This is a genomic window from Vibrio sp. MED222 (genome assembly GCF_000153005.1).
Classification (GTDB): domain Bacteria; phylum Pseudomonadota; class Gammaproteobacteria; order Enterobacterales; family Vibrionaceae; genus Vibrio; species Vibrio tasmaniensis_A.
On the sequence record NZ_CH902606.1, the window covers coordinates 118398 to 145094 of the forward strand.

At 43.5% G+C, this 26697-nt stretch carries 21 protein-coding genes; 14 read left to right on the forward strand and 7 right to left on the reverse strand.

The window, feature by feature from the left end; genetic code table 11:
• Positions 1–70 precede the first annotated feature (70 nt).
• The gene (gene thiE / locus MED222_RS20645; protein WP_009844839.1) at positions 71–688 is read left to right on the forward strand and encodes a thiamine phosphate synthase; all 618 of its coding nucleotides are present in this window, start codon (positions 71–73) and stop codon (positions 686–688) included.
• Between the two features lie 127 nt (positions 689–815).
• Here the strand turns inward: thiE and MED222_RS20640 are convergent, their stop codons facing one another.
• Positions 816–1160, reverse strand: coding sequence for a hypothetical protein (locus tag MED222_RS20640; RefSeq protein WP_009844840.1), 345 nt, complete (start codon positions 1158–1160; stop codon positions 816–818).
• A 419-nt stretch (positions 1161–1579) separates the two neighbouring features.
• Positions 1580–2482, reverse strand: a complete 903-nt coding sequence (locus MED222_RS20635) for a LysR family transcriptional regulator (protein ID WP_009844841.1) — start codon at positions 2480–2482, stop codon at positions 1580–1582.
• A 138-nt stretch (positions 2483–2620) separates the two neighbouring features.
• Between MED222_RS20635 and MED222_RS20630 the strand changes: the two genes are divergently transcribed.
• Complete coding sequence (locus MED222_RS20630) at positions 2621–3058, forward strand: PACE efflux transporter (RefSeq protein ID WP_009844842.1); 438 nt, start codon at positions 2621–2623, stop codon at positions 3056–3058.
• A gap of 195 nt (positions 3059–3253) precedes the next feature.
• On the opposite strand, the gene MED222_RS20625 is transcribed toward MED222_RS20630, so the two are convergent.
• Positions 3254–3721: a hypothetical protein gene (locus MED222_RS20625; RefSeq protein ID WP_009844843.1), complete on the reverse strand. Its 468-nt coding sequence runs from the start codon at positions 3719–3721 to the stop codon at positions 3254–3256.
• A gap of 306 nt (positions 3722–4027) precedes the next feature.
• Positions 4028–5023, reverse strand: a complete 996-nt coding sequence (locus MED222_RS20620) for a helix-turn-helix domain-containing protein (RefSeq protein WP_009844845.1) — start codon at positions 5021–5023, stop codon at positions 4028–4030.
• Positions 5024–5182: 159 nt separating this feature from the next.
• Here MED222_RS20620 and MED222_RS20615 point away from each other — a divergent pair, with 159 nt between their 5' ends.
• The 5 genes from MED222_RS20615 to MED222_RS20595 all read left to right on the forward strand — a co-directional run bounded on the left by MED222_RS20615 (position 5183) and on the right by MED222_RS20595 (position 9937).
• Positions 5183–6304 carry an HlyD family secretion protein gene (locus tag MED222_RS20615; RefSeq protein ID WP_009844846.1) on the forward strand — a complete coding sequence of 374 codons (1122 nt, stop codon included), beginning with the start codon at positions 5183–5185 and terminating at the stop codon, positions 6302–6304.
• Positions 6294–7313, forward strand: a complete 1020-nt coding sequence (locus tag MED222_RS20610) for a DUF2955 domain-containing protein (RefSeq protein ID WP_009844847.1) — start codon at positions 6294–6296, stop codon at positions 7311–7313. Before MED222_RS20615 ends, MED222_RS20610 begins: the two co-directional genes overlap by 11 nt.
• Before the next feature lie 22 nt (positions 7314–7335).
• Positions 7336–8436: an AI-2E family transporter gene (locus MED222_RS20605; protein ID WP_009844848.1), complete on the forward strand. Its 1101-nt coding sequence runs from the start codon at positions 7336–7338 to the stop codon at positions 8434–8436.
• Positions 8437–9093: a potassium channel family protein gene (locus MED222_RS20600; protein WP_009844849.1), complete on the forward strand. Its 657-nt coding sequence runs from the start codon at positions 8437–8439 to the stop codon at positions 9091–9093.
• A 253-nt stretch (positions 9094–9346) separates the two neighbouring features.
• Entirely contained in the window at positions 9347–9937 is a 591-nt protein-coding gene (locus MED222_RS20595) for a hypothetical protein (protein ID WP_009844850.1), read from the forward strand.
• A 234-nt stretch (positions 9938–10171) separates the two neighbouring features.
• Here the strand turns inward: MED222_RS20595 and MED222_RS20590 are convergent, their stop codons facing one another.
• Positions 10172–10381: a hypothetical protein gene (locus MED222_RS20590; protein ID WP_004731601.1), complete on the reverse strand. Its 210-nt coding sequence runs from the start codon at positions 10379–10381 to the stop codon at positions 10172–10174.
• Positions 10382–11351: 970 nt separating this feature from the next.
• On the opposite strand from MED222_RS20590, the gene MED222_RS20585 reads away from it, so the two are divergent.
• The 6 genes from MED222_RS20585 to MED222_RS20560 all read left to right on the forward strand — a co-directional run bounded on the left by MED222_RS20585 (position 11352) and on the right by MED222_RS20560 (position 21365).
• Positions 11352–12284: a siderophore ABC transporter substrate-binding protein gene (locus MED222_RS20585; protein ID WP_009844851.1), complete on the forward strand. Its 933-nt coding sequence runs from the start codon at positions 11352–11354 to the stop codon at positions 12282–12284.
• 99 nt (positions 12285–12383) lie between these two features.
• Entirely contained in the window at positions 12384–13337 is a 954-nt protein-coding gene (locus MED222_RS20580) for an ABC transporter permease (RefSeq protein WP_009844852.1), read from the forward strand.
• On the forward strand, positions 13330–14280 hold the full coding sequence (locus MED222_RS20575; RefSeq protein ID WP_009844853.1) for an iron chelate uptake ABC transporter family permease subunit: 951 nt from the start codon (positions 13330–13332) through the stop codon (positions 14278–14280). Before MED222_RS20580 ends, MED222_RS20575 begins: the two co-directional genes overlap by 8 nt.
• A gap of 12 nt (positions 14281–14292) precedes the next feature.
• Positions 14293–15057 (forward strand): iron ABC transporter ATP-binding protein, encoded by a 765-nt coding sequence (locus tag MED222_RS20570; protein WP_009844854.1) that lies wholly within the window; start codon positions 14293–14295, stop codon positions 15055–15057.
• A 319-nt stretch (positions 15058–15376) separates the two neighbouring features.
• Entirely contained in the window at positions 15377–16402 is a 1026-nt protein-coding gene (locus tag MED222_RS20565) for an HD-GYP domain-containing protein (RefSeq protein WP_009844855.1), read from the forward strand.
• Positions 16395–21365, forward strand: a complete 4971-nt coding sequence (locus MED222_RS20560; RefSeq protein WP_009844856.1) for an ATP-binding protein — start codon at positions 16395–16397, stop codon at positions 21363–21365. Before MED222_RS20565 ends, MED222_RS20560 begins: the two co-directional genes overlap by 8 nt.
• A gap of 94 nt (positions 21366–21459) precedes the next feature.
• On the opposite strand, the gene MED222_RS20555 is transcribed toward MED222_RS20560, so the two are convergent.
• Complete coding sequence (locus tag MED222_RS20555; RefSeq protein ID WP_009844857.1) at positions 21460–22350, reverse strand: LysR family transcriptional regulator; 891 nt, start codon at positions 22348–22350, stop codon at positions 21460–21462.
• A gap of 308 nt (positions 22351–22658) precedes the next feature.
• Here MED222_RS20555 and MED222_RS20550 point away from each other — a divergent pair, with 308 nt between their 5' ends.
• A complete protein-coding gene (locus MED222_RS20550) occupies positions 22659–23834 on the forward strand; it encodes an MFS transporter (RefSeq protein ID WP_009844858.1) in 1176 nt (391 codons plus the stop codon).
• Positions 23835–24047: 213 nt separating this feature from the next.
• Here the strand turns inward: MED222_RS20550 and MED222_RS20545 are convergent.
• A partial coding sequence (locus MED222_RS20545) for an immune inhibitor A domain-containing protein (RefSeq protein WP_009844859.1) occupies positions 24048–26697 on the reverse strand: 2650 nt, incomplete at its 5' end.

A 26697-nucleotide genomic window follows, 5' to 3' on the forward strand; every position in this document is an offset into this window, starting at 1 on the left:
CATGCACATGATGCAAATTGTCGGTAAAATAGTAGAAACGCAATTTAGACTCCGACTCCAAAGGCACGATATGAACCCTTATAAGCTCTACTTGGTTACTGATGACCAGCAAGATCTTGAAACGCTTAAGTTTGTCGTTGAACAAGCAATCGCTGGTGGTGTCACTATGGTTCAAGTAAGAGAGAAGCATGGAGATGTCAGAGCTTTTATTGAACGTGCGCAGGCCGTTAAGTCGATTTTGGCTGGCTCTGGTGTCCCGATGATCATTAACGATCGGGTAGACGTTACGTTGGCTGTGGATGCTGACGGCTTACATTTAGGACAGTCTGATATGCCTGCTGAGTTAGCACGTCAGTTGATTGGCCCAGACAAGATTCTTGGTTTGTCGATTGAAACTGAACAACAGCTTCGAGAAGCCGATAGTTTGCCTATTGATTACATTGGCCTCAGTGCGCTTTTTGCCACACCGACCAAGACGAATCTTAAGAAACATTGGGGTTATGACGGCATTAAAATGGCGTTGGAGACAACGAAGTTACCGATTGTCGGTATTGGTGGAATTAACGAATCGAACATCCCGCAGTTAGTTGAGAGCGGCATTCATGGGTTAGCACTGGTATCTGCGATATGTCACGCTGAAGATCCAAAACAAGCGACGCAGGATCTGTTGGCTCTAATGGGGGAGTGAAGGGGTATCGGCTAGAAAACAAATGAGGTTAACCATTTGTTTTCTAGTTAAACAACAGGCTCATAGAAAGGCTAAATTGGCCTATCGCTTGAGCTTTTAAGACAATTTATTGAATACACAGTTTTGTTTACTGAGCGCATAAAGCAACAGTACCGATGATCATAAGAACGATCGCGGCATACCAGCCGTATTGTGCGGTCTTATCAGCAACAAACACCTTAATGTAGTTAAGTTCTTCATGCGCCATTGCAATGAAGTCCGTGTAGTTAATCGATAACTCGCGGCTCGCTTCTTTCAAGTCTTGCTGAAGTTTGTTGAAAGCCTCATCGATGAAGCCTTTTGTTTCTGAAACAGACGGAGTAGCAACCAAAGTTAAGCTATTCCAAACTGCCATACGCGATTCATACTCGCTTTCACTGACACAATTAAGTACGCGTAAATCATACTCTCGTTTGTTACGCTCTTTGCCCATTTTCTCAGGGCAAATATTTCTTAAAACGTTCACGACAAATTTTCCAAAAGGTTCATTTAGATATAAAAAAGCACTCGAAGAGGGCTCATAAACTGGGTGCGAATCAATATTCAAAAGTGATCTATTTGAAGCTTTCACAAGTGGTTGCAGGGCAGGGGCACTTATGTGGGAGATTTGAAGTTGGGTCAGTGGTGTTAAAGAGCGATTTGGGTTTGTCGATATCAGTTTGATAAGACAAACCCTTTGGGATCGCATACTAGTTATGTCACTTTGGGATATCAACTAGGGTGTTTTATCCACACGACAAAGAAAATTATCGGCACGAAAAGCGGAAATGAGGTAGTGCTGGAGAAAACACAACCGTCATTGACTTAGGATTCAGTTGCTGAAATAGGCTGAACTCAAGAATTGGGGGGAGATTAGTTGGCTTGCCATTGATTGTTCTCTAATGAGTGGCCTTTTAGTTTTTCAAGTAAACTTGTTAACACTGGGCCATTGATATGGCTGCGAGACACCAAACAACCCACTGGAGTAATCCAACCACCATGCTCGTGTGCCACTGGCAGTGCTACGAGATCACCTTTCTGAATCCCTTCCATCACCATCATTTCAGGCACATTTGCCCAGCCAACATTCTGTTCAACGAGATCGATGATCGTTTTGTGGTTGTTGGCATACCAAAGCATGGAGCTGATGCCATAGGTGAACCACAATTCGCGCTGCTTAGAACTACGATGCACACATTGGCGGTAGCGCTTTAGGTCTGAGTCTTGAACGACGGGCATTTGGCTCAGCTCGTGAGTGGCGGAGCTAACTGTAAGAAAACGTGCTTGACCCAGTAAGAAGAAGTCCATATCTACTTTAAGTTCACCATCCGCATAGATGATGCCAATTTGTGCTTTGCCGCGTCTGACTAAGTCTTCAACATCGAAGGTTGAGGTGGTAATAATATCGAAGTGTGTGATTGGAAACTGATCGGCTAGTGAGCTGATTATCTTAATGAAATTCTTATCTATGATGCTCTCATCAATGGCAATGATCAGTTCGTGTTCATCTTCTTGTGTCAGCGACTCTACTTTTTGGTCGAAGTACTTTTGTTGGTCGAGAATCGACTTAGCGACAGGCAATAACGCTTTACCTGTGTTGGTCAAAATAGGGATGTTTTTCTCGCGGTTAAACAGCTCTTGGTCGATGGCTATTTCTAGGTTGGCGATCGATTGGCTGACACCAGACTGAGCGCGTTTCAGCTTGCGTGCTGCGGCAGAGAAAGAGCCACTTTCACACACAGTGACGAAGACTTTTAGTTGCTCAAAACTGTACATGTTACCTCTCGCTCAATACTAAATGGGATGATAATGCTCAGGCTATCACTAATCGTGATGGCTGTTAACTTTCTCTTATTATTTTCGATGACATAATCCGAGTTAATCCAACATAGACTAGATTATTTAGAGGAATGTATGAGTACGTTAGAAAGAGTGTTCCACTCAGTGTTATTCGAAGCTTTGGCCGTAACACTTTCAATTATAGGCTTGGCGATATTTACCGATCATGATGTGAATGCCTTATCAGGAACCATGATAGTTGTTGCTACAATCGCTATGATTTGGAATTACTGTTTTAACCGCATTTTTGATCGCTACTTCACGGGTGAAAAATCAAAGCGTTCGCTCAAGTTACGTGTTTTTCATGTCGTGCTATTTGAGGCAGGCTTGCTGGTGGCGACGATCCCAGTGATGGCTTACTTACTTGATGTGGGGATTTGGCAGGCATTTTTAATGGATATCGGCGTGACCATTTTTATTACTATTTACGCGTTTGTGTTTAATCTGATTTACGATCACGTGAGATCGTTCTTGGTACGCAGATCTTTCGCGGTTAAATTTGGAGCGAGCTAAAAGTGGTCTTAATCCTGGCGAGGGAGAAATAACCTCGTCATTCTAAGCTCATCTCCGTCAACACTCCCTCAAAAAAGCGCAAAACGCTTTTAACCGATCCTTCGGAAAGCGTTTTGCTTTTTTGTGATGCAACGTTATCGGCTTCCCGAGTAGCCCACTTATTGTTTGCAGTTCACTTGAAAATCGATAGAGCGCTTAGGCTTTTTCGTTTTTCTGCGTGTCATCCAATGCAAAGTAGATTTTAGAAACAATCACTTCGGCAACCAGAATGGTAAATACCACTGCAAAGAAGGCGACGACACCGTTCCAAGGCCCCGTGAAATCCACTTTGTCACCAAATAGAATGTTGATGGCTTCTAGCATCACGAATTTTGAACCGACGAGAATCACATAGCTCGACAGGCCTCTGTAGATCTTAGGGGCAGTGCCGGGTTTCGACTTGAAGTAATCCGCGAGCTTATGTTCTAAGCCGATGGATAACTTGAGCAACAGCTGTAGCAAAATCGCAGCAGCAAATGAGATGGTGAAAGACTCGATATTGACGAAATCCCAATATTCATCAAAAAAATTGAGAACGGTTAAATCAACGAGTACGGCGAGTGTGTAACCGACAAAGAGCCGTTGGGGCGTATTAAATCCATATACTTTTTCTATATTGCTCATCTACATCTTCCTGAGTAAAGGGTTATAAAAAACTTAGGAGATAAACTTATAACTTTCAAACGCTTATTATTTTATATTCGAAACAGCTCTTAAAGTGGGTGTGGCGCATTATGGTAAGTATCTCTGTCGAGATTGATCCAAGATGGTACTTCGACTTAAAGAGGAGTAAGTATGATTATTTATTTTAGGGTACAAGACGTAGAGGAGCTTTGGGGCGCGATAGATCTAGCGACACTCTTACAAATGGAACTGAGAGGGAGGCCAGATTGTACTTAGTCCAAAACTACACTTAGTCCAAAATTACATTTAGTCCAAAATTGAACGTTGGTAAATCTTCGGCGTAAGGCCAGACACACGTTTAAACGCACGAGAAAAATGCGAGATGTTGGTGTAACCGAGTTGGCTAGAAATGTAAGTCAGCGTGTGGCCTTCTTCCATCAATTCGCAAGCTACAGAAAACATCAGGTTCTCTTTGATCTTTCGATAAGTGGTGTTTTCGTTCTTGAGTTTGCGTTGGAACGTTCGCACTGAAAAGTTGAGTAGCTCTGCCGCCTCTTCAAGAGAGAGGTCTTGTTCTTTCATGTACGGTTTTAGAAGCTCATAAATACTATCGGTAAAGCTGGTATGCCACTCAATAAGTGTCGGTTTTGTACTGAGGTCTTTAGACGTAAGACGGATTGGGAGTTGTAAGATCTCATCAGGAATCTGCACAGCAGTCGACGAATGATCAACAAACAGTTGGCAGTTACTTGATACCAGTGTTTTGACGACATCGATGTCATGCCCTTGCAAGCGAACCTTAGTCGGTAACCATGGTGATTGCGACAAAATGGTTATTAACTCGATGATATAAATAACAGCGAAAGCTTCGCCCCATTGAAACATAGGCGAGTTGTCTTCCGGTGCTGTGCGGCAAAACCAGCTCTGACCGTGTTCTTGGATAAACTCGACTTTGCTGCCTGGTGAATCATAGGCAAAGATTGAATTGATCTGTTTTAGTGCATCACCAATGGTTTCGAATTCGGTAAATTGATGCAAGACATTTGGGATTATTCGACGTCGAAATGCGAGTCCTAGAATATCGGTGAACCGAGAAACACCAAGTTGGGCGGATGTCAGATAAATCAAACGTTTAATCGATTCTGATGGCACGAAGTCGCTTTCTGATTCGATGAGATCGGGCGGCAAACCAGAATCTTTGAGCAAAAGGTGAAGGTCGAGACCATAGTCAGAAAAAACCTGAACCAGAATTTTGGCGTAGTTCGTTTGAATTACCGGGACTTGGTAGTGACTAGAGCTCATTAGAATACAATCCTGTATATATTGTCGCATTATTAGACGTGCATATCATTTGCAACGTTTTGTTTACTAAATCTAACCCTATTTACTTGAGTTTTCCATTACCGGGTTTATTTTTAAAGTATTAATTTTGTTGATATTAGTTATCTAGAAGGGAGTCCTATGTCAGAAGTCAACGGGAATACGCAAGAAGCCAAGGAAGAAGTTGGCCAGCAAGAAAATGGAAAAGACAAAGTAAGAAAGGTCACCAACTACTTATTATTGTTCGTGGCGTTCATGTTGATCTTCAGTATTATTTCAGACCGCATCATTCCTATTACTGATAATGCTCGTGTAAAAGGTTATATCGTTCCAATCAAGCCTGAGGTGTCGGGTAAAGTACTCGATATTCTTGTTCAACCTAACCAACTCGTTAATCAGGGCGACAAGTTAGCCATTTTAGACGAGTCTGATTACCAAATAGCCGTCCAACAAGCCGAGCAAAATTTAGAGATCGCTGGCCAAAATGTCGGCGCGCAAACCGCGAGCATTGCTTCAGCACAAGCGAAACTTACTTCAGCGATTGTTGAAAGACAAAACACCAAACTGCAAGCTAAGCGTGTTTTAGAGATGGCCGATAAAGGTGTGGTTTCTAAATCAGATGCAGATAAAGCGCGAGCAGCATTAGCGACCTCTCGAGCGGCGGTTGTGAATGCAGAAGCTGACCTTGACCGTGCTAAGAAACAAATGGGTAAAGAAGGCGAAGAAAATAGCCAAGTGAAAGCGGCGTTGCTGGCACTTGAACAAGCTCAATTGAACCTAGAGCGCACTGTGATTACTGCACCGACACAAGGTGGTGTTTCTAACTTTAGCCTCTCTGAAGGTTTCTATGCATCAGCAGGGCAAGCAATCATGACCTTTGTTTCAACCGAAGATATTTGGATTGAAGCTTATTATCGAGAGAACAGCCTAGGTAATGTAACGGTCGGTGATGAAGTTGAAGTGGCGTTAGATTTCGCTCCGGGCAAAGTGGTAAAAGGGCGCGTAAGTAGTATCGATTGGGGTGTTGATTGGGGGCAAAATGACCAAGCAGGTAAGCTTGCTCAAGCTAGCCAACAAACGGGTTGGTTGCGCCAAACACAGATGCTTCCTATCACCATTGAATTTGATAATGAAGAAGTGACAGGCATGCTCCGAGTGGGAGGCCAAGCGGATGTGATTGTTTATAGCGGCGATAACTTTGTATTCAACGCGATAGGCAAGGTATGGATTCGTTTGATTAGCGTATTGTCTTATGTCCGATAAGCCGATTCCTGACCAGCAAACACAGCAACGGATCCTGCGATTTACGGTCGGGGTCACGTTGGCTGTTTTCTTGGCGGCGTGGATAAACTGGCCACTTGCGTTTGTGGCGCCAGTGTTCACAGCTAAGTTCTTAATTGATAAACCAAATCTCCATAAAGAAACGGTCTACGAATTGCTCTTGGCCGTTGTGGTGACAATGGGGTTAGGTTTATTACTGTCGCGAGGAATTACCCATTACCCAATCCCATTGCTGATTTTAGTTGGGTTAATGATGCTTTGGGGCTACTACTTGTTTGTCGACCCAAAATGGAACCTGTTCGCCACCATACTGTTGATTGCGGTCTTGATGTTGCCATTCATGGCGATTGATAACCCTGGGGTTTCAGTCATGCTGGCCTCTGGCTTAGCGACCTCTGGTGTGGTTTCAGTCATGCTTTTTGCGTTAGTGCATGTGTTTTTCCCTGAGCCTAAATCGGCGTTTTCTGGCTTCGCTGCTGCGCCACTCGAAAAGAAACAGCGTTGGTATGCAGCCTTTAGGGCGATGATTATCTCCTATCCAGTGGTGTGTTTTTTCTTTATTTTTCAAATATCTGAAGCTTTACTGACAATGATGTTCATTGCGTTGTTATCGTTGATGATTACGTCAGAGAAGTCGATAAAGTTGAGCGCTTTTCTGGTGATAAGTAACGGTATCGGGGGATTGCTGGCGATTGCTGCTTTTTCAATTCTTTCTATAGTACCCAACATTGTCTTCTATTCTTTGTTTATAGGACTTATTGCCATTCTTATGGCTACCAAGATCTACACGGTTCCCGAAAAAGCACCGATTTTCGCCACTGCATTTAGTACCTTGCTAGTACTTGTCGGTAGCACATTGATGAGCTCCGGCGATATCGATAGCAACACTTTTATTCGCATATTCCAATTATTGCTAATTGGCATATATATGATTTTGGCCTCTTTATTCCTAGAAACTCGGAATTGGAAGTTTCTACAAAATCAGCATTAATTTTGTCTAACAAGGACGTCTCATGAAGTTAACCGACGATTTTTCAAAACAGGCGATAGACGCTGCCATCAAAATTGCAGCGATTGCTATGCTCGTCTACTGGTGTTTTGCGATTTTACGCCCATTCATTCTATTGGTTATTTGGGGGGCGATCATTGCGACTGCGCTCTATCCAGTTGCTGTCGCCATTTCAAATAAGACGGGAATGTCGAAAGGAAAAGCCAGCGCGTTACTGAGCTTTATCGGAGTACTGTTACTGCTCATTCCTTTAGTTGCGCTCTCTTCCGGTATTTACACTAGCGCTTCGGACCTAATGACAGGGCTACAGGACGGAACCTTGTCTCTGCCGAAACCCAAAGAGTCCTTGCAAGATATCCCATTAGTTGGTGAAAGAGTTTATGCCGCCTTGGTCCATGCTTCTTCGAATATAGAGGGCGTGTTTATCACGTATGCAGACGAACTTAAGGTATTTGCTTCTAAAATGGCATCGATCTTAGGCTCATTGGGCGGTGGTTTTGTCCAATTTATTATCTCAACCATCATTGCAGGTGCGTTCATGAGTAATGCCGACAAATGTCAAACCGGTGTGACTCACTTAGTGGTTCGTTTAACGGATGGCAAAGGCGTAGAGCTCGTGCAGTTATCTAAATCGACTGTGCGCAGCGTTGTGCAAGGTGTGATTGGTGTTGCTGTGATTCAATCTATCATGTCGGCAATTGGTTTGGTTATCGCGGGTGTTCCAGCCGCGGCATTGTGGGCGCTAGCGGTGTTACTGGTCGCTATTATTCAGTTGCCGCCGATTCTTGCTTTGTTACCTGCCATTATTTACATGTTCAGTGTTGAATCGACACTGGCGGCGAGCTTGTTCTTAGTGTGGTGTATTTTGGTAAGCGGCAGTGACGCTATCTTGAAGCCAGTACTTCTGAGCCGTGGCTCTCACATTCCAATGTTGGTTATTTTACTCGGCGCACTGGGCGGAATGGCGATGTCAGGAATCGTCGGTCTGTTTGTTGGTGCTGTGATACTGAGTTTAAGCTATGAGCTGATGATGGCGTGGCTTGGGCTTGAAGAGAAAAACCAACAAGAAACTGAGAAAAAACCAGCAGAGGCAGAGGAAAAATAGATGAAGCCAGTCTCTAAAGACGACAACTTCTACTTCTTATTCTATGCACTGTTGGTGTTGTTTTTTGGTTGCGCGGTGATGCAGCAGTTTTATCCGCAAGGCCAGAAAACAATACTATTTCTCATCATCATTACTCTGGCGAGTTCAATTGTTGGTATCCATAAAGAGCGAGCTTTGTATCGCTCTTGGTATGGGCTGTTATTGATTACGGCGCTAGTGTCTGGTGTGTTTTCGTTTTTGGAAGGCTATAACCTGTCGATAGTGACGCTATCAGCGTTGGCTGTGTTCTTGTTTTCACACATTTACTCGGCGTTGAAACAGGTGATGAAAGCCAAAACGGTGACGCCCAATCACATTATTGGGTCAATCTGTATTTACTTGTTGTTGGGGTTCGCTTGGTCGACCATCTACTTGTTGATTTTAGAAATATTTCCCAACGCCTTTAATGGATTAGAAGAGCAAATCTGGCTAACCAATTTGTTTAATGCGATGTACTTTAGCTTTATCACGTTGACTACGGTTGGCTATGGTGACATATCACCAGCATTGCCTATTGCTCAGTTCTTCGTGTTTATGGAATCCATTATCGGCAGTTTTTACTTGGCCATAATGGTGGCAAGTTTGGTGAGTATTCGACTTGCACAGTCTCAGTCTTAAGTGCAATCTTTTTCATTTAAGTACCTGTATAAGTTAGAAGTCTGTTTTGTTGGAACAGGTGTAGTATGGTTTTTATTCGATTATCAGTTTTACCATTTCATGCCAAGTAGTGTGAAAACTAGCCAAAAGATAACGTGTTGAGAGAAATTAAGTACGTAGCTAGATGTAACCTATCAAGTTACCGAAAAAACGAGGTTATATAGTGGTATGATCGCGGGCTCAGCACCATAAGTGATAAAGAATAGGAAACAGAATGACTCACCTTACCGATCAGCAAGAAGCTGCAATGGCGACGTTTAAGGAAAACTTACACCTTCCAAATGGTGGTTTTCATAAACTGATTTTCGAGCTAAGTAAGGAATATCAGCTGCCTTTCCAAAAGGTGCGTGCGGTTTTAAAGAAAGCTCAAAAAGGTGTTGAACGACAGATACGAGAAGACTTTAACAGTGTTGATGACACAGTACTGAGCCAAGAGAATTGGGTGAACATTATTAAGTCGAAGCTTGTTGAGTTAGCGGAAGAAAACCAAACGGTGATGGATAAGCTGCAACAAAACCTGAAGTATCAAAAAGTGTTGTCGGCAACCGAAGGTTCAATCGCAAGTGAAGACGAACGTGACGAGTTGATTGAAGAGTTGATTCAAGCTTATGAGAAAGAGGTGTTCAAACCTTTACTGGCGATGCTGCATACAACAAAGCTGTATTGGAAGTTAATGCTGGTGGATGAGACATGTAAGATGAATGAGGAGAATCGTGAGAAATTCAGCGATTACCCTCAACACATGCAAGCTGCAGAACACTTATATACTCTTGATCAAAAGTTAAGGTCGATGCCGTTAACTTGATAGTCCATGAATGCAATGATAATGACTCATTGGTGATTCAGAGTTTGATATAAGTTGGTTTCAATAGAAGCACGATAACCTAGCTAGCGTTAGCCGCGTGTGAAATGCAAAAAGGGCTAGGTTTCTGATCTGTTTTACTTCTACTCTATTTTGTTCTGCTAAAGCGAATTGAGGGTGACATCTTTTACATCTTTGGGACTAAACGGTGTTTCTTTTTGTAGCCGATGGGAAATGCTATAGGAGTGTGAAATGTCCTAGGGTGTTTCCGTTGCCTGAAACGATAGTTCCGATGCTTTCTCGTTCATTAAATTCAAAGTCGATGAGATAACTGTGATGTTGTAGCTTGGGCAATATGTGGCGGTGGAGTATATCGCTATTGAGCTGTCGAATCTCGGTGACCCATGAAATCTCTTCTTTGTGTAAGTCTATTTTAATCTTGAGCATTTATTACCTTTTAGTTTATTGACTGTTTTTTCACGTGATAGTTGGTACCAATGGGTTTGTCGTGTTGTTCTGCGTGACATAACTGTGCCTTGTGTTTATTACATTTGTATTTAAGTGATCGATCTATTCTGACTTCGCTGATAAAAGAGCGAATGACGAGAGATCGGTAGTAGGATCGAATTTAAAAGCTATTGAATGACTATCTGGGTGAAAGCTGACGCAGAGATGGTGTAACGAGGGAATCGAGAACTGTCTATGTGGAACTTGGACTTACTTTAGCATTAACAGCTCTATAGATTAGAGCCAGGTGGCGAACTGTACGCCTAGTTTTTTTAAATTACAACCCTATTTCTAATTAAATTTAAAAATATTTTTGAATGATTTGCCGTCGCTTATTGATAGTTAAATGAACGAAGGACAGGGGATTGACCATGGTATCTGACTGAGGCTCGGTTTTGCACCGCTTCGTATTCTTTGTCATTGGTGGTTTTAATTGAGGTATTAACTTAGTGGTAGTTAAGCATCTGTTATACATGGTCTTTACATTGTAAATCATAATTCGTGACTCTGAGGTTTAGCGTTGTAATTAGGAGGTTTAGCGTTGTAATTAGGAGGTTTAGCGTTGTAATAACAGGGCTTTCGGGCACTTTTCCCCATCAGTTTTTTCTTCAGATTGATGATCATTTTCCTCTTCGCGCTTTTTGCTATTTTTGATTCCTAATATCTCTCCCGACTACGCAAAACATGAATACTCACTTTTACATTTCTGAATAATAAAGTTGTTGTGTCGCTAATTTAACGCAAATATAATTGATAATAGTTCTCACTTGCGTTACAAGTTTGTTGTCAAAGCAATGACAGACTTTAAATTATCGTTATTTAGCCGTTGTGTACGCCCCATGCTCATCTATGAGTAATGTGACTTTTATTGTCATGAGTGGTGGTTTGTATCCATGGCAAAGGAAGACACATGAAGAAAACAATCAATTCAGTTCGCCAGTTATTGGGTGGGCTTGCTATCGCTCTTGCATCATCATTGATAATGACCGCTCAAGCGGAAACAATCACTATTGAACACGTAAAGGGCACGGTGCAGTTTACCGAAGTACCACAGCGCGTTGTAGTACTTGGCTTTGGTAGCTTGGATGTGCTTGATCAGATTGGTATACAGCCAGTTGGCGCGCCTCACAGCCTAATGCCTGACTATCTAGCTTCGTACAAAGATACGACGGCAAATACGGGCTCATTGAGTGAACCTGATTTTGAAGCTATCTACATGTTGAAGCCTGACATTATTATCGCGGAAAACCGTATGCTTAAGGTTTACGATCAACTAGCAAAAATAGCTCCGACCATCATGTTCTCTATTGAAGGTGACAAATACTGGGCTGATGCTCAGCAAAACTGGCGCGCGCTAGGCAAGCTCTTTGGTAAGCAAGCTAAAGTAGAAGTGCTCATTAAAGAGACTCAAGCTTCTATCACGGCGGTTAACGACAAAGTCGCGTCTGACGAAACGTCAGCAATGATGCTAATGAACAACGGCAACAACATTGCGATGTTCAATAAGGGCAGTCGCTTCTCAATCATCTTTGATGACTTTGGCTTTGTGGAGTCAAAGAGTACGACAGTGGCTCCGATTAAAGGGAATCACGGCAATCTAATCTCGTTTGAATATATTGCTGATGCAAAACCTGAAGTGCTTTACGTGCTTGACCGCGAAAAAGCGATTGGCAAATCAGAAGGGCGCGCACAACAGCTGTTTGACAACCCACTGGTTGCAGCAACACCTGCAGCGCAGCAAGGCAACATCGTTTACCTTGATTCAAGTGCTTGGTATCTGGTAGGTGGCGGCGTAACAGCGATTCACAGAATGTTGGGTGACATTGAACGTACGATTCAATAGTTACTAGTCATCAGATTCTCGGGCTTATAAGAGTGTTCTTATAAGCCCTTTTTCACTTTTTTATACGGTCTCCCCGATCCTACCTTTAGTATTACTTCTATGTTAAAACCCATTGCAGCTGCTGTATTTCTTGTTGTGTTATGCGTTGCGTCATTAATGATTGGAGTCGCTGAGATCAGTTTTAGCGATTTTTTCAATGGCAACCAACACGCCAACTCTATTTATGTTGTTAGTCGGATCCCTCGACTGTTCGCGATTGTGCTTGCCGGTGCTGGCTTGAGTGTTGCTGGCTTGATAATGCAACAGATTGTTCAGAATAAGTTTGCTGCACCTTCTACGATGGGCACGATTGATTGCGCTATGTTGGGGTACATCGTCGGTATTCTGGTGCTGGGTAATGCCGCTCAATGGAGCTACTTAGGCTTTATCTTTGCGTTTGCGGTGTTAGGCACCATGCTATTGGTCCGCTTTCTACAACACTTGAAGTTCAAGAATGCGGTGTTGGTACCTTTGATTGGCATCATGTATGGCAACGTTATTTCCTCTCTAACAACCTTTATCGCTTACAAATACGATTTAGTACAAACCATGTCAGCTTGGACGATGGCGAACTTTGCGAGTGTATTGCAAGGCAGCTATGAAATCCTTTACCTCGCGGTTCCTGCATGTGTGTTGGCTTATTACTTTGCGAGTCAGTTCAGTGCGGCAAGTATTGGTGAAAGCTTCGCAAAAAACATTGGCCTCAATTATCAGAAGATCGTCTTCATTGGTGTGGCATTGGTTGCTATCTGCGCCTCTTCTGTAGTGATGATCGTCGGTGTTATCCCATTCCTTGGCCTTATCGTGCCGAATATCGTGTCGCTGATGATGGGCGATAACATGAAGAAGATTCTGCCTTGGACAGCCTATTGGGGCGTGATCTTGGTATTGGTTTGTGACTTGTTAGCTCGAATCGTCATCTTCCCTTATGAGATACCAATCTCGATGGTAATCAGCATCTTTGGTGGCTTGATTTTTATCTACCTAATCATGAGAGACAAGTCGAATGCGTGATTCAGTAAAAATTGCGATTCTGGCTATCGCGTCTTTGGGGATGGCGGCAGTATTTGTGGGGCAAGGACTTACGTGGGATAACTACGAGTTCTTCTTATCTTTGCGACTACCAAAACTGCTGTCGATTGTGTTGGCGGCGGTGGCGATCTCTGCATCGTCATTGGTGTTCCAAACCATTACTAATAATCGAATTCTAACCCCATCCATCTTGGGCTTTGACAGTCTGTATATGCTGGTTCAAACGGTGCTTCTGTTTGTGTTTGGCAGTACCAGTTTCTGGGTGATTGATTCAATCGCAAACTTTTCATTGTCTGTGACTGTGATGATCTTGTTCTCGTTTGCGCTGTTCCATTTTTACTTCAAGAGCAAGCGAAACAACGTATTTACACTGTTGTTGATTGGTATTGTGTGCGGCAGCGTATTCTCAAGCTTGGCTAACTTCCTTGCGATGTTGATTGACCCGAACGAGTTTGCCGTGCTGCAGAATGTGATGTTCGCAAGCTTCAATAACGTGAAAGGCGAACTGGTTTACCTCAGCCTTATTCCACTGGGTTTGAGCTTGCTTGGCCTGTGGTTGTTGGCTCCCAAGCTTGATGTGCTTTGGCTTGGTATTGATAACGCAACAAGCTTGGGTGTGAACACCAAGCGACTGACTCAGATTACTTTGGTGATTGTGTCAGTGATGGTCGCGGTATCGACTGCTTTGGTTGGCCCTGTGTTGTTCTTTGGTTTAATCACCGTGAGCTTAGCTCGTCAGATATTCAAATCTTATCAACATCGTGTGCTTATCATCGCGAGCAGTTTGTTAGCGGTCGTTCTATTGGTTTCAGGCCAATGGTTTATCGAAAAAGTAATGGCGTTTGAAACCACAGTAAGCGTGATCATTAACTTGGTCGGTGGTTTGTATTTTATGTTCTTGTTGTTACGTACCAGAATTCAGTAAAGGTAGTAAGTAGTGATTAAATTAACAGGTTTAACTAAGAAGTATGGCAAGTCACTCGTGGTTGATGATGCCAGTGCTATGTTCCCGAAAGGGGAAGTGACTTCTATTATTGGCCCAAATGGTGCGGGTAAAAGTACGCTGCTTTCTATGGCGAGTCGCTTAACCGAAAGTGATGCGGGCGAGGTCGTTATTGGCGATAAATTACTGGCTGAATGGGATACCAAAGAGCTTGCGAAGCACCTTGCTGTGTTAAGACAATCAAACAACATCAATATGCGATTTACGATTCGTGAGTTGGTCTGTTTTGGGCGTTTCCCACATTCTCAAGGCCGCTTGAAAGACGAAGATCATAAAGTCGTCGATACGGCGTTAGAGCACCTTGGTATTACCGATATTCAAAACAAATACTTAGATGAGCTCAGTGGCGGTCAGCGTCAAATGGCGTTTATTGCAATGGTAGTGGCGCAAGATACCGACTATGTCTTCTTGGATGAGCCACTAAACAACCTAGATATTAAACACTCTGTAGAAATCATGCAGACGCTACGTCGTCTAGCGCATGAGTTTAATAAGGCGGTGGTTATTGTGATTCACGACATCAACTTTGCTTCTTGTTACTCAGATAACATTGTCGCGATGAAGAGGGGCCAAGTGGTTAAGTCGGGCAAGGTCTCTGAAGTGGTTGAAAAGTCAGTGATGGAGTCGATCTACGAGATCCCATTTGAGATTCGTGAGTTCGATGGTGTTCGAATCTGTATGTATTATTCAGGTCGTTAGGTTGCTGGTTCGCTAGGCTATTTGATTCTCTAATGACTTAAGTGAAAAGAGCTCCCGAGTGAGGAGTTCTTTTTGTCTTTGCCAGTTTGTATTTTGTTAATAAAAGGTCTGGATTCAAAAGTAATCTGTATAATTTCCTTTGTATTATAATGACTTAATCGACGTAATATTGACTGGTCATACTTCGACAAACGTTGGTTTGATGTCACTCGAAGATCTACTCTTCATTTTCAATAAACAATTGCTATTTTTTCTGATTAACCTCTAAAAATCGTTCTACACTATATTTATAACTGTTTGATTTTTATACGAGGTATCAATGAGTCGTAAACCCATAGTGTTAGTCGTAGATGACACCCCAAGCAATTTGGATGTGTTGACTGCAATACTTAAAGATACCTATCAAGTCAAAGTAGCAATTAACGGTACCATTGGCATCAAGATAGCCAAGATGGTGCCTCAGCCAGACCTCATTCTCCTCGATATCATGATGCCTGATATTGACGGTTATAAAGTTTGCAGACAGCTCAAAGAACAGCCCAACACCGCGCATATCCCCATTATCTTCGTTACTGCCAAAATTGGACCTGAAGCCGAAGTAAAAGGGCTCTCCTTGGGGGCTGTAGATTACCTAACCAAACCGATAACCCCTGCTATTGCACTCCAGCGTGTGAAAACGCATATCGCACTTTATGACCAACAACGCGCGTTGTTTAGTCAGGTAAAAGAGAAAACTCAAGAGATCAATCTCGGTAAGCTAGAAACACTGAACATACTGGGTAGAGCTGCTGAATTTAAAGACAATGAAACAGGCATGCACGTTAAGCGTATGAGTCACTACTGTGAAGTGCTAGCTAAAGCCTTGGGAATGACTGACGAAGATGCCGAGACGTTGCGTGATGCAGCACCAATGCATGATATTGGCAAGATTGGCATTCCCGATAGTGTGCTGCTAAAGCCTGGTAAGTTGGATGCCGGTGAGTGGAATACCATGCAGAAACACGTCGAGTACGGTGTTGAAATTCTTGGTAGGCAGAGTGATTCCAAACTGATGCGTATGGCGATTCAGGTGGCGCAATATCATCATGAGAAATGGGATGGCAGCGGTTACCCAAACCAGATCGCGGGTGAAGAAATTCCTTTGGTAGGAAGAATCGCTGCGGTGGCTGATGTGTTTGATGCCCTGACAGCAGAGCGTCCTTATAAGAAGGCTTGGAGTGTCGATGAGGCACTGAGCTTGTTTGAAGAACAGAAAGGCAAACATTTTGATCCAACTATCGTTGATCTGTTCTTTCTTAAGTTGCCCGAGATTCTTGCGATTAAAGAGAAGTTTAGCGATGAGTGATGGCTTGATGTTGTCACTAAATCGTTTTGTATTATCTCTTATCATTGGCTTATTGGTGTGGTCACTAGTCATTCGCAGTGTAAACGCGGCTGAAGTGACCGATGCTAAGTTAAACCAGTGGTTGGAAAACCAACCGACCATCACATTTATTGCGCTTTCCGACCATTACCCGTACTCATTCATCGATGACGACGGGCTGGTTTCTGGGATCATCAAAGATTGGACATTGGATCTTGAACAGCGTTTTGGTGTCCATGTTCGGTTTATCACAGTTAACTCGCGCGTCGAGGCCAAAGCGGCGTTAGTCGATGGGCGAGGCGACGTGTTCCCATTCCAACAGTTCGACCCAAGTGAAGGTGGACGTTTTCTTGCAAGTGATCCCTATATTCCTTATCAGGTGGCTGTGATAGTCCCTATCGACAAAAAACTCGATGGAAATCTAGATCAAAATAATAAACGCCGCATTGCGATGGTAAATGAAAACATAGACTTGGAGCGTGCAGGAGTGAGGTTGAGCTCTATCGAAAGAGTCGATTTTGAGAATGTTATTGATGCGGTGCGTGCGTTAGGGTCTGGTGATGTTGAAGGCATGGTCGGTGAACCTATCACCACTATGGATCTTGCGAAAAAGATTGGCGTTCATGATCTAGCGGTCAACTATGTTTTGGAGCATTGGAAAAAGTTAGAAGCGTCGATGGTGATTCGAAATGACGAACCAGAGCTACTGACGCTAATCAACAAACAAATTGAAACTTTTGACGTTGCAAATAAGAACCAGATTTTATCAAAGTGGCTAGATACCTCTCCTTATCGAGTGCCACTAAAAGGCGTATTTGGCTTTGGCAACCCTCCGTATATGTATCCAGACAGCACCGCGGTCGGGCTAGAACACGACATTATTCAACGTGCCCTTAATGATATGGGGTATAAGCTGGGTGACGTTGTCACTCTCCCTCCTAGTGCCGCTAGAAAGGCCATCGACAACAATAATTCTATTGCCTTTGTTTCTGGCGTTCAGTTTGATGATCCTAATGCTCATTTCCTAAGTGATAAAGTTCTTAATGTTGAGTTTGTTCCTGTTTCACTGACTCGCCGCAAGCTCAAACTTGAGTCTCAGAACGACCTATCACTAGGGGCGTTATTGTTCGACGAGACCTCACCAATTAAAAAGTCTGTTGAAGTACTGAAGGGTAAGTTAGACATTGGTCGTGTCGAAGATTACGAAGGTCTTGAATCGGCATTCTCACAATTGAGGGCTCAAAATGTTGACCTGTTAATGGTTGAACGAAGAGTTCTGGAGTGGTTTATCACCAATACTCGTTTTATTGAAATGGCAGAGCTAACGTTACATGACGAGTATAAAGTTGAGTATCCGATCTATGTTGACTTTAAGAGTGAGGAAATCAGAGACAGCTTCAATGCCGCGATTAACAACCTTAAACAGGCCGATGACGGTTTAAGCCAAATTATCGAGATGCAGGTTCAGAATGATCTAAGCCAAGTGCTTAAAAAGGCGAATATCATAGCGCAAATATCCGCGTATTTTATCGTCAATGACCGCTTTGAAGAGTTAACCGAAGTTTTTGAAATTTTCGATACGGACAGTTCATTTCAGGTGATCACTGCACAGGCGGATAATAGTAATCGTCCAATCAAATCTTGGTACATCGGTAACCTAGTTGATGAATATGGAGAGAAGAAAAACACCTCTCACTTTTCATCAGTCACCAAGGTCGCAAATTATCGAACCAAAGGAGGGAGCACCAATTCTGGTTCGATGACTTTCTACTTTGATGTTCAGTCGTTAGAGCGGAACCATGTTTATTTTCCATCAGTCGAACAATTTAGTTCATTCGGAGATGCGGCGAAACGCTATATTGCGGATGTTTATCAAGCGAGTAATTTGACAGGAGAGATCTTAAATCTAAGCCAAAAAGAGAGGAAGTGGATCAAAGACAATCCGGATGTTCGGATAGGTATCGATCCAAATTCGTTGCCTTATGAGGCGGTATCCAATACCGGTGAATACATCGGTATGATTGACGATTACCTAACGCTCATTGAGCAGAAAACAGGGTTAAGTATCAACCATGTAGACGTTGCAAGTTGGTCTGAGACCCGAAGCTTGGTTGATCATCATGAAGTAGAACTGGTCTCCGCAGCACAAGAGAACCGTTCGTTAGGAGACAACGTCAAAGCAGTCAAGAGCCTGTTTTCAAGCCGTTTAGCTATTGCATCGAGACGAGACATAAGTAGCTTGGTGCTTGAGGAAGCTGAAGGATGGAAAATCGGTATCTTGAAGAACGCAGCAAATACCGATGCGATTGTCGGGAAATACCCGAATATTGAATGGGTGAAAGTAGAATCCACTGAAGATGGGCTTAACCGACTGGATGATGAAACCCTAGATGGCATGATCGATACTGTCGAAGTCCTAAACTACCTCATTGATTCATTTGGTCATCGTGAGGTCGGAATTATCGGACGACTTGATTTTTTCCTTTCTCCAACCTTACACGTCATTAAGTCTGAACCTTTGCTTTATTCCATTGTGAATAAGGCGATTGAGAGCATTTCTGCTGAAGAACGTCAAAAGATATCGGCGAAGTGGGCAGCGCCAAAAGCGATAGAAAGAGTTGACTATGAATTGGTTTATACCATTTCAGGTTTTGCTTTGGTGATCGTTTTACTTATCGTTTTCTGGAATCGAAAACTCTCGAAACAAATAAGCATTGCCAATGATGCAACAGAGGCGCTTAAGAAGGCTCAGGAGCAGCTCTATAATATGCTTAACAGCTCTCCTATCGCCGCGAGTGTTGTGTTTGAAGAGAAAGTTCGTTATGCCAACGATACTGCGAAACGGCTGTTTGGGGTTGAAGGTCTTGATCTTGATTCTATCGATGTAGATTCTATTCATGACTCTTTATCCGTTCGGGATGATGTACATAAGGAGCTAATGCTCAATGGCAAGGTAGTAAACCGGGAGTTGGTGCTTAGAAAACCTGATGGAACCCGTTTCGTTGCGCTCGTCAGCTATTATTTGTTTGAGCTAGATGGCGAGATAGCCACGCTATTTTGGGCATTCGATATTTCAGAAATGAAGCGCCTTAATGAGCAATTAGAAGAAGAGAAACAGAGGGCCGATTTGGCGAGCCAAGCTAAATCGGAATTCTTAGCCAATATGAGCCATGAAATTAGAACGCCAATGAACGCTATTATTGGTTTGTCTTATCTGGCGATTGGCGAAATATCTAATCCGGTCGCTCGAAATTACATCGAGAAAGTGCACCGTTCGGGGCATTCACTGTTAAGCATCATTAATGACATCCTCGACTTCTCTAAGATAGAGGCGGGACAGCTTGTCATTGATAGCATCCCATTTGATCCCGTGACGACATTCCAAGATGTCATTGAGTTGATGGAACCCAAAGCGAATGAGAAGCAACTTAACTTGTCTATGTCGATAGATCCAGAGTTAAACACTCCGTTGATTGGTGACCCATTAAGGCTGTTCCAAGTAATACTTAACCTTGTTGGTAATGCGATTAAGTTTACGGAAACTGGCAGTGTCTCGTTAACTGTAGCCCTTGTTGAATCAGATGATAACAGTCTGACTATGAAGGTGATGGTGGCCGATACTGGCATAGGAATTTCTGATGAGAATCTACACAAGCTCTTTGAAGCATTTAGCCAAGCCGATAGTACAACCACGCGCCGATTCGGTGGCACAGGGTTAGGACTCAATATTAGTCAGAAATTGGTTCGTGCAATGGGTGGCCAAATTAGTGTTGGGAGTGTTTTCGGGCAAGGCAGCGAGTTTTCGTTTGTTCTAACATTGCCAAGATCAAGTGTTGAAGAATTGGCAGAGTTTAAAGCCCAAGAGCTGCAACTGGATTACCAGATAGAGTTCAAAGGTCAAAAGGTATTGCTCGTTGAAGATAATGAGTTAAATCAAGACTTAGCCTTGGCATTCTTCACCCGCTCTAATCTGAATGCCGACTTGGCAGAGAATGGAAAAGAGGCACTGGAGTTAGCTCAAAGCAACGAATACGAGATGATCTTTATGGATCTGCAAATGCCGATCATGGATGGTTTCGAATCTACACGTTTGATTCGTGAGTTTGATAAAGATGTACCAATTATTGCGATGTCGGCCAATGTGTTTGCTGATGCCAAACAGCGAGCGCGAGAGGCTGGAGTCACGGACTTCTTGGATAAGCCAATTATCATCGATAAAGCCACCTCTTTGATTACGAAATACATCGTGCCAGAGGTTCTGGTTGAAGGTAAAGCGTCATCAGAGTCGCCTTTAGTTAGGGTGCAAGATAGCAGCTCTAACAGTTCGACATTAAGCTCTGATACTCTGATGGTTCTCCCTGTTTTCTCATTGCCAAGGTTCGGTCAGCTGACTCATCATGATGTGAAACTTCAAGAGAAGATGCTTGGTAGATTCTGCCAAGGGGCGCCTGACATTATGTCGGATACCTTCGACAACCTAGTGCAAGATGAATGGGTGACGTTAGAGCGGAACCTACATACGTTAAAAAGCATGGCGGCTTCTATTGGCGGGTTGCAATTGGCTGAACAACTCGGTGGTCTTGAAAGCAAAGCGCATAACAAGGCGTGTGATGAGCAGGATCTTAAACAAGCTGAGCTTGGGTTAATCGAATTGATCAAAACGGTAGAGAGCAGCTTTGATGGCTCTGGTGCTCAAGGTGTTGAAACGGCATGTACTCAAGAAACTGAGGTGAGAAGCGCTGATGCATCGAATTCGCCTAATATCACTCAAGAGCAGCGTGCTAAGTTGTATTCGCTGTTGGATGCTTATGATAACGATGCGACCCAATACGTGACTGAATTACTGGCACAGTATCCATATTCAGCAGTTCTTAAAGATGTCCAAAGTGCGTTAGATAATTACGACTTTGAACGAGCCAAAGAGGTTCTGAGTGCTTCTGAGTAGCTGTCTTTTGAACATCACTCCAACATTAAAGCCTTTAGCTCTTGCTGCGAAATAACGAACTAGCTAAAGGCTTTACTTCTTTCTGTGTCTCGGATTAATTACTGACGTGTTGTTTGATTAGATCGATAAGGGTGTTGTATCTGTGCGGCAGTTTTCGATTTCTTTTCTGAACCAAATACAGTGTTTCTTCAACCTTCACTTTAGGTGGCACAACATGCAACTTCTCTTTGTCTGGAAAGTTTTCGACAGCCCCTGCGGGTAACACGGTGAACCCAAGCCCTTTTGATACGGGTAATAGAATTTGGTGGAGTTGATTAATGTAGCCAGACTTCGGGATCTCATTGATGTTGATGTTCGCTAAATCTTTATCTCCGCATAGGTCAAAATACAAAGACAGGTAATGAGCAGAGTCTGGATGGGCTATGAGGCCGATATTGTGCAGAGCTTCAGGGGTAATCTCTAAGTCAGCAAGACTATGATGGACGATTAAGCACAGCGCCTCATTACCAATAACTTGGCTCTGATAATAGCTGTCATTGGGTGAATGTCTGACGATTCCAATATCGGTGGTGCCTTGGATTAGGTCGTTCAATATCTTTTTGTTCGGTGCCGCTTCTAGGTTGATGCTCAGGTCTTGATGTTGCTGCTGCAGTTCAAGAAGCTTGGGATACAGACGCAAAGAGAGTGAACCCGAACAGGATAGATGACATTGCCCAGAATAAGGATTGTCGAAACTCAGAGATTCGAATAAATCTTCTTGGTCTTTTTCCAGTTTAAGAGCGTAGCGATACATAATCCGACCTTGTTCGGTCAGTTCGAAACTCTTATTTTCTCTCGATAACAAGTCACAGTTACAAGCTTGCTCAAGCTTTTTGATGTGTTGGCTAACGCCAGGCTGTGTCATATACAGCTTTTCTGCAGTTTGGGTGAAATGACCAACTTCAACCAGAGTCTTAAATGTATTGAGCCAAAGTGGATTAATCATACTCACCTTTAAATGCTAACGCCTATGGATAAAAAGGCTTATAAGTAACAGAGCCTGTGAATAACAAAGCCTATAAACAACAAAGCTTCTGAATAACACCAAATTATTATTATCTTAAGTAATGATAATTTCAACTCTAGAGCGTAAAGCAACGAAGATCAAAGCACCTTTGGCGGAATACACTTCGAAGTCGAGACTCGTGGCTCTTTAATTGAGTGCTTTGGTGAGTTCATTAAAAGTAACAAAGAGTTGCGACTTTGTTGATTTTTTGTTCTATTGACCAGCTGTGCCCATATTTAGGAACGAAGATGAATAGAAATGTTTGGCTGCTCTCACTGTGTCAGGCCTTGTTGATGACGGGCAACATATTACTGATCTCAGTGATTGGCTTGATAGGCAAACAGATTGCACCCAGTGTCAGCATGATTACTTTGCCTGTTGCGTTGCAGTTTTTAGGCTTAATGGCAGCCACTATTCCTGCATCTTTAATTTCAGGAAAATTAGGACGAAAACGAGGGTTTAGTATCGGCAATGTAGTTGGCATTACCGGAGCAAGCCTTGCGACTTACGCGTTATCTCAGCAACATTTCTATCTGTTTTGTTTCGCCACGTTTTTGCTTGGGATAGGTATTGGTTTTGGTACGCTTTATCGTTTTGCTGCAATCGAGGTGTGTGATGAAAATGCCCGTCATCGAGCGATATCTATCTCTATGGCTGGTGGCGTTTTAGCAGCGGTATTAGGGCCAAACTTGGCGATTATGTCGCAACAGTGGTCAGCAGATGGTTTGTATATTGGTGCTTTTGCTTCGCTGATCGGCCTAAACATCTTAGCTTTAGCCTTGTTACAAACCATTCAGTTTCCTAAGGTCTCTTTTAATAGTCAGGCTCCCAAAGCCGATCCTTTAAGTGTGATCGTTAAAGCGCCGAACTTTGTTGGCGCTGTGTTTGCGGCCATGGTTGCTTACGCCGTGATGAACATTTTGATGACGGCAACACCATTGGCGATGATTGGTTGCGGATTCGATTTTACTAAAGCTGCTGGTGTGATTGAGTGGCACGTATTGGGTATGTTTGTGCCTGCATTCTTTACGGGTTACCTCATCGAGAAGTTCGGTTCAAGAATGATGATCCTTGCAGGTGGCGTGTTATTTGTGGTGAGTATTGCCATCAATATCCATGGTGTATCAATTTGGCACTTTAGAGCGGCTTTGGTTGTGCTTGGTGTGGGTTGGAACTTTATGTTCATCGCTGCAACAGGCTTATTCAGCCAGTCGTATCAAGCTCAAAATAAAGCCAAGGCACAAGCGTTCAATGAATTTGTTGTGTTTGGTTGTGTAACTGTCACGGCGCTACTGTCTGGTTGGTTGGAGTCAACAGTAGGTTGGCAAAACCTTAACGTTTACGTTTTACCATTCGTTTTGGCCGTAATTTTGTTGTTTGCATTCAGTGCGCGTAAATCACGCATTCAAAAGCAGCCCGTGTAATGGTTCATCGAATGGTGGTTCAGCAAGTTTTTTACTGTGACTAAACCCCTAGTATCTTAAATTGCGACCAATAAAAAGCCCTACCGAATCGGTAGGGCTTTTGCTTACGGCTTAAATAATGACGTTTTCTTAAAACTGCTGTCTTGGCTTATATCCTGTGACAACAGTACTTAAGCTTACTTTGTAAATACGCATGACAGAGCCTGCAATGATTTACAGGTCGACCAAAATTGTCTTAGTCGTAATCCCGCCTTGGTCATCGATTATCTTCAGTGTCACCTCGTGTTTTCCGTATGAAGGGAAGATTGAAGTGAATCTGCGACCTCGTTTCACCTTTCCGTTTGGAAGTGTCCACTCGGTATCAACAATACGACCATCACTGTCTGAACTTGTTGACCACATGGTTACCCAGCGACCCAAGTGAATGTACTTCGCGCTTGCTTCTGGAAGAGCGTTTGGAGATTCAACACTCACTACGGAGCTGAACGAATCGGTATTGCCTTTGTCGTCGACAACAGTCAAGTTCACCGTGTATTCACCTGCTTGCTCGTAAGACCAAGTTGGTGTCACTTCGTTACTTGTTGTTCCGTTGCCCAAGTCCCATAGATAACTGGTGATCTCACCGTCTTGGTCTGAGCTAAAGTTACGTGCTGAAACGTTCAGGCCAGTCACATTAAGCTCGAAGTTCGCAGTAGGAGCGACGTTGTGTTGGCTTACTTTAGATAAGCGAACCACACCGTATTCGTTGTTGTCACTCTGATTCACAATATCGACCGCTAAACCAAACTCCGTCAGGATACGTCCTGAGTCTGGTGCTTGAGGCGATGTGTAATCTTGGTCATCCGAGAAGCTAGCATTGCCAACTAAACTGGTATCTTCGAGCACATCATTGTCGCTGTTTACAAGACGCATTGGAGTATGATCTTTGAGTGAAAACGCGGCATCACGAACTTGGTAACGAGTTTGAGCGACTTCACCGGATTTTTCCCAAGTCATTGCATTCTGGTCGGCATCGACCACACCTAACCAACCTTCACCTGGGTGCTTGCCTACCCAGTTATCAGTCAGAGATTCGTCTACGTACCAAATAATCAAACCCGGATCGAATGAGATCAGTTGGCCCATGCGTTTGATGTTGGCTAGACCCTCATCAACGTCCATGTGGCTGCGCCATTGCAACAGGTAGTAGTGTTGCGCTTGGTGGAACCCATTACTCAGCTTGTAACCATTTAGGGCGAAGGTGGAGTTGCTCTCACCATCGTCTATTAAGGTTACTTCACCATCAACGACTACACTGAGGTTATCCAAATAGAAACCTTCCATCGCCAAGCCACCATCGGTGATGTATTCAAACGAAAGCTCTACTTCTTGGCCTGCCCATTGTGAAACGTCGAACTCAGCATCAATCCAACCGCCAGATTCGCCGCCAATAGCAGGAACGAGGCCAGTATTGTACGGGTCATCCAATGAGGTGATGTTGCCGGCAATGGCTTGTCCATTCACGAGTACGCGTGCAAAGTCGTAGTCTTTCTCAATTTCATACCAAGTTTTGAATGAAAGCAGTGCAGAATCGCCGGCTGGAATCACCAACTTGCGTGTCATGCTGTTTTTCAGGTCATCGCCTTTTTGAGAGTGGAACGAATACTCACCAGCAAACGGTTTTAAACCTTCGATCTGTTTTTCTGGAAGATCCACTTTAATCATGTTAGGACGGTTGTTATCCGTTGTTTGGAACAACGTATAAACCTGTGGGTTGTCTTCTAGGTCATCAATCGAGATTTGATCATCGTTAATCCAACGACCACCAATCGACTTCTGTAGGAAGTGTTTTGCCCAAGAGCTGAATGCCGTTGGCTGTGTGCCACCAATTTGACCAGCCCAACTGCCCGAAGACATGATTGACCAGTAAGAGACAGGTTCACCCTTGCCTGTATATTGCGTATCGTACTCGTCTGGCAAGCCTAAATCATGGCCATACTCGTGAGCACATACACCAGCTGCGGCATCAATCGGTTGAATCGTGTAATCAAATGCTGCGTATTGGCCACCAAAGCGGTCTGGAAGCGAGCTAGAGGTGCCTTTAAGTACATGAGTGCGACCAAGGTTGAATCGGTGAGACCAAATCGCATCAGGGCCTAATACGCCACCACCGGCTTCTTCACCAACAGATGCGTGGAACACCATTAGATGATCAATCACACCATCGGGTTCACGGAAGTTTCCGTCACCGTCGTAATCGTAACGATCTTCAATATCGTAATCGGCTAGGTTGATGCTAGGATCTTGAGCCAATTGATTCAGTGCTTCGCGAACCAGTTCTTGCGCGTTGAGATCGTTGTCGGTAGTAGGGGAGTTACCCCCATAGAATGACGCAGGTTTAGAGGCGCGATACCAACCTGCAGCTTGGCCCGCAACGCTGTAACTATCACCAGATTCGCTTTGGTAATACTGACGCATCGAGATTAGGTTTTCGCCGTTTGGCCCAGTGTAGCCAGAGTTTGAAAACAACAACTCTTGATAATGTTCTGGGTTGTAGCTCTCGTAGAGCATTTGTGTGTGCTCTTCGGTCAGTTTGTTGTTATCCCAGTTCAAATCAGGGAAATCGACTAACAGAGCGAGTACTTTATCGGTACGCTTGGTGCCGACTTCTAACGCAAAGACGCTCGCCTTTTTAACACCAGATCCTTTTTCTATGGCTTTAAGTATTTTCGCTCGTTGCTCAAGTGCTTTTTTACCGAATTGAGCGTCACCTTTAAAACCGGAATTGATTTTATTCTTCAAGTAGCGGTCAAGTGCGTCGTGCTTTGCCACATCGGTTGCATCTTGGTCGACTAAGCCTTGTCTAACTAGCATTTCAATGAGT

Excerpts from the sequence above, each read along its gene's own strand:
- thiE (WP_009844839.1), top strand. The coding sequence starts at position 71 with ATGAACCCTTATAAGCTCTACTTGGTTACTGATGACCAGCAAGATCTT.
- MED222_RS20640 (WP_009844840.1), bottom strand. The coding sequence starts at position 1,160 with ATGGGCAAAGAGCGTAACAAACGAGAGTATGATTTACGCGTACTTAAT.
- MED222_RS20635 (WP_009844841.1), bottom strand. The coding sequence starts at position 2,482 with ATGTACAGTTTTGAGCAACTAAAAGTCTTCGTCACTGTGTGTGAAAGT.
- MED222_RS20630 (WP_009844842.1), top strand. The coding sequence starts at position 2,621 with ATGAGTACGTTAGAAAGAGTGTTCCACTCAGTGTTATTCGAAGCTTTG.
- MED222_RS20625 (WP_009844843.1), bottom strand. The coding sequence starts at position 3,721 with ATGAGCAATATAGAAAAAGTATATGGATTTAATACGCCCCAACGGCTC.
- MED222_RS20620 (WP_009844845.1), bottom strand. The coding sequence starts at position 5,023 with ATGAGCTCTAGTCACTACCAAGTCCCGGTAATTCAAACGAACTACGCC.
- MED222_RS20615 (WP_009844846.1), top strand. The coding sequence starts at position 5,183 with ATGTCAGAAGTCAACGGGAATACGCAAGAAGCCAAGGAAGAAGTTGGC.
- MED222_RS20610 (WP_009844847.1), top strand. The coding sequence starts at position 6,294 with ATGTCCGATAAGCCGATTCCTGACCAGCAAACACAGCAACGGATCCTG.
- MED222_RS20605 (WP_009844848.1), top strand. The coding sequence starts at position 7,336 with ATGAAGTTAACCGACGATTTTTCAAAACAGGCGATAGACGCTGCCATC.
- MED222_RS20600 (WP_009844849.1), top strand. The coding sequence starts at position 8,437 with ATGAAGCCAGTCTCTAAAGACGACAACTTCTACTTCTTATTCTATGCA.
- MED222_RS20595 (WP_009844850.1), top strand. The coding sequence starts at position 9,347 with ATGACTCACCTTACCGATCAGCAAGAAGCTGCAATGGCGACGTTTAAG.
- MED222_RS20590 (WP_004731601.1), bottom strand. The coding sequence starts at position 10,381 with ATGCTCAAGATTAAAATAGACTTACACAAAGAAGAGATTTCATGGGTC.
- MED222_RS20585 (WP_009844851.1), top strand. The coding sequence starts at position 11,352 with ATGAAGAAAACAATCAATTCAGTTCGCCAGTTATTGGGTGGGCTTGCT.
- MED222_RS20580 (WP_009844852.1), top strand. The coding sequence starts at position 12,384 with ATGTTAAAACCCATTGCAGCTGCTGTATTTCTTGTTGTGTTATGCGTT.
- MED222_RS20575 (WP_009844853.1), top strand. The coding sequence starts at position 13,330 with ATGCGTGATTCAGTAAAAATTGCGATTCTGGCTATCGCGTCTTTGGGG.
- MED222_RS20565 (WP_009844855.1), top strand. The coding sequence starts at position 15,377 with ATGAGTCGTAAACCCATAGTGTTAGTCGTAGATGACACCCCAAGCAAT.
- MED222_RS20560 (WP_009844856.1), top strand. The coding sequence starts at position 16,395 with ATGAGTGATGGCTTGATGTTGTCACTAAATCGTTTTGTATTATCTCTT.
- MED222_RS20555 (WP_009844857.1), bottom strand. The coding sequence starts at position 22,350 with ATGATTAATCCACTTTGGCTCAATACATTTAAGACTCTGGTTGAAGTT.
- MED222_RS20550 (WP_009844858.1), top strand. The coding sequence starts at position 22,659 with ATGAATAGAAATGTTTGGCTGCTCTCACTGTGTCAGGCCTTGTTGATG.